General features: G+C 66.0%; 7 protein-coding genes. 4 read left to right on the forward strand and 3 right to left on the reverse strand.

Annotated elements, in window-relative coordinates:
• The first annotated feature begins 176 nt into the window (after positions 1 to 176).
• Together hisZ and KDH09_16790 are read left to right on the forward strand one after the other, a co-directional pair.
• Positions 177 to 1,391 (forward strand): ATP phosphoribosyltransferase regulatory subunit, encoded by a 1,215-nt coding sequence (gene hisZ, locus KDH09_16785; GenBank protein ID MCB0221355.1) that lies wholly within the window; start codon positions 177 to 179, stop codon positions 1,389 to 1,391.
• 37 nt (positions 1,392 to 1,428) lie between these two features.
• Positions 1,429 to 2,721 (forward strand): adenylosuccinate synthase, encoded by a 1,293-nt coding sequence (locus KDH09_16790; protein ID MCB0221356.1) that lies wholly within the window; start codon positions 1,429 to 1,431, stop codon positions 2,719 to 2,721.
• 73 nt (positions 2,722 to 2,794) lie between these two features.
• Here the strand turns inward: KDH09_16790 and KDH09_16795 are convergent, their stop codons facing one another.
• The 3 genes from KDH09_16795 to KDH09_16805 form a co-directional block, all read right to left on the reverse strand.
• Complete coding sequence (locus KDH09_16795; protein ID MCB0221357.1) at positions 2,795 to 3,397, reverse strand: TetR/AcrR family transcriptional regulator; 603 nt, start codon at positions 3,395 to 3,397, stop codon at positions 2,795 to 2,797.
• A 188-nt stretch (positions 3,398 to 3,585) separates the two neighbouring features.
• Complete coding sequence (locus tag KDH09_16800; GenBank protein MCB0221358.1) at positions 3,586 to 4,524, reverse strand: 2-dehydropantoate 2-reductase; 939 nt, start codon at positions 4,522 to 4,524, stop codon at positions 3,586 to 3,588.
• A 231-nt stretch (positions 4,525 to 4,755) separates the two neighbouring features.
• On the reverse strand, positions 4,756 to 5,031 hold the full coding sequence (locus KDH09_16805) for a NifU family protein (protein MCB0221359.1): 276 nt from the start codon (positions 5,029 to 5,031) through the stop codon (positions 4,756 to 4,758).
• A 163-nt stretch (positions 5,032 to 5,194) separates the two neighbouring features.
• Between KDH09_16805 and KDH09_16810 the strand changes: the two genes are divergently transcribed.
• Positions 5,195 to 6,103 (forward strand): trypsin-like peptidase domain-containing protein, encoded by a 909-nt coding sequence (locus KDH09_16810; GenBank protein ID MCB0221360.1) that lies wholly within the window; start codon positions 5,195 to 5,197, stop codon positions 6,101 to 6,103.
• Between the two features lie 95 nt (positions 6,104 to 6,198).
• Positions 6,199 to 7,307 (forward strand): oligosaccharide flippase family protein (locus KDH09_16815; protein ID MCB0221361.1); only part of this gene is annotated, 1,109 nt, incomplete at its 3' end.

The following is a 7,307-nucleotide window of genomic DNA, read 5'->3' on the forward strand; positions in this document are numbered from 1 at the left end:
ACCCCGCCCCTACAAGACTTTCCGTAGGGGCGGGGTCTACCCGCCCGCCTCTCACAACCCGCAAACGACCCCGCCGTCGTTGACCAGCTCACCACGGCAGGGCTAGTGTTCGCCCGAAATCCGATCAGCCACGCCGCCAGGCAGGCAGGGGGGTTTCGCCCGGAAGGAGCCCGGTGGTGAAAAGCGTCCTCGAACGCACCCGCCTGCCCGAGGGTTTTCGGGACTTCGGTCCCGAGGCCGCGCAGGCCATTACGAACATGAGCGCCCGTCTCGACCGCGTGTATTCGCGCTGGGGTTTCCAGCGCGTGCTCACGCCGAGCATCGAGGCCGAGGAAGTCCTGCGTCCGGGTCTGGGCCCCCGCGCGGCGGCAGACGCATTTCCGCTCGTCGATCCGCTGACGGGCCAGCGCCTGCTCTATCGCCCCGACATCACCCCGCAGGTGGCGCGCCTGGTGGCAACCGGCGCCGCCGGCGACGCGCTTCCCATCAAGCTCTTCTACCGTGGATCCATTGTGCGCCAGCGCCACACCGGCGCCCACGGCGCGCGCGAGATCTACCAGAGCGGCGTCGAAAACTTCAGCACCGAGTCCGAGCTGGCCGACGCCGAGACCGTCGCCCTGTGCCTGGAAGCCGCCGAGGCCGCAGGGCTCAAGGATCACGTGCTCGAGCTCGGAGACATTCGCTTTGTCGACGGCGTGCTCGAAATGCTCGACCTCGATGCCGAGCAGCGCGCGGCGCTCACCTCCGCCATCGACCGCAAGGACCGCGCCGAGATCACGGAGTTCCTCTCGGAGACGAAGGTCTCCGCAAAGGGCCGCCAGATTCTCGAAGCCCTGCCCGGCCTCTTCGGCGGCGAGGAAGTCTTCGCCCGCGCAAAGAAGCTGCCGATTCCCGAGGCCTCGAAGCGCGCGGTGAGTTCGCTTGAGAAACTCGTCAAAACCCTCAAGGCCGCGGGCGTGAAGATGGCGCGGGTCGAGATCGATCTCGCCGAGGTGCGCGGGCTGGACTACTACACGGGCCTGCTCTTTGCCGTCTATGCCGGCGGCGCGGCCAAGGCCGTTCTGAGCGGCGGGCGCTACGACCACCTGGCCGCCGCCTTCGGGCGCGACATTCCGGCCGTGGGCTTTGCCGCCGACGTGGAGCTGCTTGCCCGCCTGGGCGAGACAAGCGCCCCGCGCCACGGGGACCTGGCATCGGCCGACGTGGTGCTTCATGCAAGCAAGGGTTCGGCCGAAGCGGCACTGGCGCAGGCGACGAAGCTGCGCGCCAAGGGCCAGCGCGTCCTGCTCGCGGGCGTTCGCGCCGGCAAGCGCGAGGCGCAGGCCAAAGCGGCTGCGCTGGGCGCGAAACTGGTCGAGGTGAAAGCCCCGGCCGCAAAGACGAAGAAGTAGATCGCGGGCTTCTGGCTCGCGGGAAGGAACACGCAACGTGTCCAACGTAGTCATCGTGGGCGCCCAGTGGGGCGACGAAGGCAAAGGCAAGGTCGTCGACCTCTATTCGGAGTGGGCCGACGCGGTCGTGCGCTACCAGGGCGGCAACAACGCCGGCCACACGCTGGTGGTCGAGGGCAAGAAGACCGTCCTCCACCTCATCCCCTCGGGCGTGCTGCACCAAGGCAAGACCTGCGTGATCGGCAACGGCGTGGTGGTCGATCCCAAGGTGCTGCTCGTCGAGCTCGACGCGCTCAAGGCCCAGGGCCGCGACCTGCTGGCCGAGGGCACCCTCGCCATCAGCGAGTCGGCCCACGTCATTCTTCCCTACCACTGCACCCTCGATGCGGCCCGCGAGAACTTCAAGGGCGAGCGCAAGATCGGCACCACCGGCCGCGGCATCGGCCCTGCCTACACCGACAAGGTGGGCCGCGACGGCCTGCGCATGGCGGAGTTCATCCGCCCCGCGTGCTTCCGCAAGCATCTCGAGGAGAGTCTCTCCTTCAAGAACGACATCCTGACCAAGGTGCTCGGTGAGAAACCCGTCGACGTCGAAGCCGTCTTCGACGAGTACTGCGCCTACGCCGAACGCATCCGTCCGGCGGTGCTCAACTGCGGCGTATTGCTCGACGAGCAGCGCAAGGCCGGCAAGAAGATCCTCTTCGAGGGCGCGCAGGGGACCCTGCTGGACGTCGACCACGGGACCTATCCCTATGTCACCAGCTCGAGCACCGTCTCGGGCGGCGCCGCTATTGGCGCGGGCGTGGGCCCGGTCTTTCTCGACAAGGTGATCGGAATCTCAAAGGCCTACACCACCCGCGTGGGCGAAGGCCCCTTTCCCACCGAGCTCTTTGACGATGTGGGCAAGGGCATTGCCGAGCGCGGCGCCGAGTTCGGTGCCACCACGGGGCGGCCGCGCCGCTGCGGCTGGCTCGATGCGCTGGTGCTCAAGCACGCGGTGCGCGTCAACTCGCTCACCGGCCTGGCCGTAACGAAGCTCGACGTTTTGAGCGGCATGAACGAAGTGCGCATCGCCACCGCCTACGACACCCCCGAGGGCCGCGTCCACGAGGTTCCGGCCGCCCGCGACGTGCTCGCCGAGGCCAAGCCCGTTTACGAGACGATGGAAGGCTGGGGCGACGCACGCGACGCGCGCCACTTCAGCGAGCTCCCCGCCGCAGCGCGCCGTTTCGTTGATCGCATCGAGGAACTCACCGGCATCCCGGTTGTGCTGCTCTCGGTTGGGCCCGGCCGTGAAGAGACGATCGTGCGCGAGAATCCATTCAGCTGAAACAAAAAAGGACGGGCACAGCCCGTCCGGTTCGACAAAGATTTAAGGGGCGGGCTCTACCCGCCCTTTTCTTTTATCCGGGCTCCAGCCCCAGCAGGTGCTTGCTGGCTTTCTCCACCAGCTTTCCGGGCTCGGCAATCTCGGCGTCGGCGACGCGCAGGACGATGATGCCGGCAAGCGTGGCGACAAAGAGGGTTGCACGGTCGCGGGCCTCGTCCTCTGAGAGCTTGGGACCGGTGTGCTGGAGCTGCTTGGAAAGCAACTCCGTGTAGCTGCGCATCAGGGTGCGGAGCAGCCCCGGCAGGTGCCCGCCCACAGCGTCGGCCTCCAGCACCACGGCCAGCAGCATGCGCATACGCTCGGACTGCTCGACGAAGTAGTCGAACTCCGAGGCGCTGAGCACGGGGCTCGGTGCCTTGCCCGCTTCGGCGGGGCGCTTCTCGGCCATCATGGACTGGATGTCGTCCATCATGTGATTGAAGATCGCCTGAAGGAGCCCTTCCTTGGATCGGAAGTGCCAGAACACGGTCGCGGTGGAGATGTCGCACTGTTTGGCGATCATCGCGACCGAGGTGGCGCGGTAGCCGCGCTCGGCAAACAGGGCGACGGCCGCGCCAATGATCTGCGCGCGGGTCTTCTCGCCCTCGATCTCTTTCTTGGTCTTCTGGCGGGACATTGGCCCTGATCCCTGTTGATCCCCGGTTTGAAAGGGCATCTTAGGGAGTTGGACGGCGCGGAGCAAACAGGCCCGATCCCCTCTCCCTCTGGGAGGGGGTCAGGGTGAGAGTTCTGGTGCCGCAAAGCCTGAACCCTCGCCCTCGCTTCGCTCGACCTCTCCCAGAGGGAGAGGGGATCATATTCTGATTACTGTTTCTTCCGTCGCTCTTCGTACAAATCCAGGAGCGTATAGAAAATCCTGAGCGTCGGGGTGGGCACGCCGGCGGCCTCGCCCATCTTCACGACGACGCCGCAGAGGGCTTCGTGCTCGACTGGTCGGTTTGCCGAAACGTCCCAGGCCATCGAGGTCCGCACGTCGGGCAGCCCCATGGTCGCCTGGATGTGGCGGTCGGCGTGTTTGTAGTCCAGGGCAATGCCGCTTGCCTGCGCCACGTCGACAACCTCGTACATCGCGCGGCGCACCAGCTCGCGGGTCTCCTCGCGCCCGAGCAGCTCCAGCGGGCTGCATCCGGAGATCGCCGAGAGAGTGTTGAGCGAGGCATTCCACACCAGCTTGCGCCACTTGTCGGCGCGGATGTCCTGGCTGCGGATGGTCTGGATCTTCGCCTCGGTGAGCGCGGTCGCAATTTTCTCGATGGCCTCGGGCGTCTTCTCCGGATCGGAGTAGCCGATGTCCCCGAGCGTGATGATTCCCGAGGCGAAGTGGCGCACCACGCCGGGCGCCTCGGTCAGCGCGCTCACGTAGCAGGTACCGCCCAAAATCTCGGCATGGGGAAAGCGCTCGCGCAGAAAGTCCTCGGTCTCCACCCCGTTCTGGAGGGGAAGCCAGTAGCAGCCCGGCACTGCCAGTGCGTCGAGTCCCTCGGCTGCGGCCTGGTTCTGGTAGCTCTTCACGCACCAGAGGATCAGGTCGAAGGGCCCGGCTTTTGCGAACTCCGCCGCCGGAAGCGCGCGCACGTCCACGTGTTTGCTCTCGCCCTTTTCAAAGTGCAGCGTGAGCCCGTTCTGCGAGAGCGCTTCGAGCGTCTTGCCGCGCGCCATGAACGTGACCTCCGCACCGCCGAGCGCGAGCATCCCGCCGTAGTAACCGCCAACCCCGCCCGGGCCGACCACACCGATTCGCATGAGGGAATCCTCCGAGTGGGGAAAGGTAGCGGGTAGGTCGTGCACAAGCCAGCTACCGGCGTCAGAGATTCGCCGGTTCGCCTTTTCTCAACGTGCACGTGCACCTGCACGAGCACGTGCACGTTGAGCTATTCCGAATTATGCGGCTTTTGCGGGAGCAGCAAGAATGGTTGCCACACGTACAAAACGGGCCCCATCCGGGGCCCGTTTCGATTGATCTGATTCAGCAGCTCAGACCGAGACAACGGCCTCGATCTGGGGGAAGTGGTCCTTCAGGCGTTTTTCGACACCGAAGGTGAGTGTCATCTGGGACGAGGGGCAGCTCACGCACGCGCCCTGCAGACGAAGACGCACCACGCCCTCGTCGTAACCGATGAACTCACAGTCACCGCCGTCCATGCGAAGGCCGGGACGAATCTCCGCATCAATGACTTCCGCAATGGCGTCTTCGAGTTCTTCGTCGCTCATCTCGACCGATGATTTTGCCTGTTCTGCCTCGGCGCTCATGTTGTCTCCTTGCGCGGCGCACCCTGACGGCACGCCTCTCAAACTGGCCCCAGTATAGCCGCACGGGCGCCGGTGGCGAGGGGGCCTGCCTCCACGTGGTGCGCCATGGATTTAGGGGGTGATCGTGCCATACTGGGCCCATTCCCGCCCTGGAGGAACCTCAATGAATCGCAAAATCGCCCTGCTTGGCCTGGTCCTGACCATCGGCCTGACACAAACCGGATGCAGCATTCTGGGATTCGGCCTGCACGGCCCCGAGCAGGAAGCCGTTCGCCCCGGCGAGCCCATGCGGGTCTACCCGGCGGGCCGCGCGCTTACCGGCAAGTCCCTGGACACCGTCCTCATCGACGCACAAATCACCCGCAAGGAAGTGCCGCTGACCAGCAACACGGTGCGCGACATCGCCTCGAAAACCCTCACCGCGGTGGTCAACGTCTTCAGCAAGCACACCCAGGGCAGGTTCCAGCTCCTGCCGCTGCTTCCCCTGCCCGGCACGACCTTTCCGGTGAGGATCGAAGGCACCGCGCTGGGCTCGGCCTTCTTCGTCCACCCCGACGGTTACCTGCTGACCAACAACCACGTCATTGCCGGCGCGGAATCCATTACGGCCAAGACCTCCGACGACAAGGAATACGATCTCACCGTGATTGCGCGCGACCCGACCCTCGATGCCGCGCTGCTCCGTGTGAGCGTGACGGGCGCGAAGTTCGACCACATCCCGCTGGGCGATTCGAGCCAGATTGCCGTCGGCGACTACGTCATCGCCATCGGCAACCCGCTGGGCCTGGGTCACTCCGTCACCCAGGGCATCATCAGCCAGACGCACCGCAACCTGCCGGGCATGGAGGAGGCGCTCGGACGAAAGATCGACCTCATCCAGACCGACACGGCCATCAACCCGGGCAACTCGGGCGGGCCACTCATCACGACCACCGGTGCCGCTGTCGGAATCAACACCGCCATGCTTCGCGGCACGCAGGGCCTGAGCTTCGCGATCACTGCCAATGACATCCGCGATTTTGTGAAGAAAGTCCTCGCGGGCTCGGGACAGACCACGCAGCCCCGCCAGTAGGGACACCCGCAACAGCCGTGACCACAGAAAATCCCGCCGAACAAGCGGCCGAGCACCACCCCTCGCGGACGAGCCCGTCCCTGCGGGGTGCGGGCGTGGGACGCGGAATCCTCTTCCTGACGGCCAGTCGTGCAATTTTTCTGCTGACCCGGCTCGTCTACTTTTTCCTGCTCCCACGCCTGCTTTCGAGCCCGGCGGAATACGGCAACTTCGTCGTCGCCATCGGCATCGCCGTTGCCGCCAGCACGGTGTTCATCAACGGCACCCAGCAGGCAGTCTCCAAACTCAGCGCCGAGGAACCCGCGCTGGCCGACGCTGTGCGCACCGCCGCGCTGCGAAGCCGCCTGTGGATCTGCGCGCTGGTCCTGCTGGCGTTCTTCTTCGGTGCCGACGCTCTGGCCTCGCTCTTCAATGACGCCGCGCTCGCCCCGCTTTTTCGCGTGGGTGGCATCGTGGTTGCGGCCAACGGCTTTTTCGCCGTGCTCATGGGCGCGGCCAACGGGACGGGCCGTTTCGGCAAGCAGGCCTTCGCCGACATCTTCATGTCACTTTCCAAGCTCGCCCTCGTGCTGGGTGCGGCTGCCGGCGCGGGCTCCGCGCTGGCGAGCATCAGCGGCTTTGCCGGCGCGCAGGTGCTCGGGCTTGCCATTGCCGCCGTGCTCATCGGCGTGCGACCACTTGAAGGGAACTACCCCTTCAAGCGGCTCTGGCAATATGAGAGCGCGCTGCTGGCCTTCAGCCTGGTGATGAGCATCGCGGTGCAGTCCGATCTGTTCCTGCTCAAGGCCTTGCTTCCCGCCGGCGAGTCCGCCGGGCAGGCGGGCCTCTATGCCGCCGCGCAGATCTTCGCCCAGGTTCCCGCCGCGCTCACCATGTCGGTGAACCTCGTCATCCTGCCGGTGGTGGCCTCGGCCATTGCGCGCAAGGCCGATGCGGAGGCCCGCGAGTCCATCGAGAAGCTGCTCGGCCTCGCCCTCTTCGCCGTGCTCTGGGCCTGCCTGCTGATCTCGCTCAACGCGCCGGTCCTGATCGGCCTTGTCTATCCGGCCGAATACCTCCCCGCGGCGCCGGCTCTCCGGGTGCTCGTCTTCGGCGGCGCGGCGTTTACGATGCTGAGCATCTGCACCTCCATCGTCACCGCCGCGAGCCTGCCGCGCGTGAGTTTCGTGCTGGCGCTCGTCTACCTCGTCGCCACCTGGGGCAT

The organism is Chrysiogenia bacterium, assembly GCA_020434085.1.
GTDB lineage: Bacteria > JAGRBM01 > JAGRBM01 > JAGRBM01 > JAGRBM01 > JAGRBM01.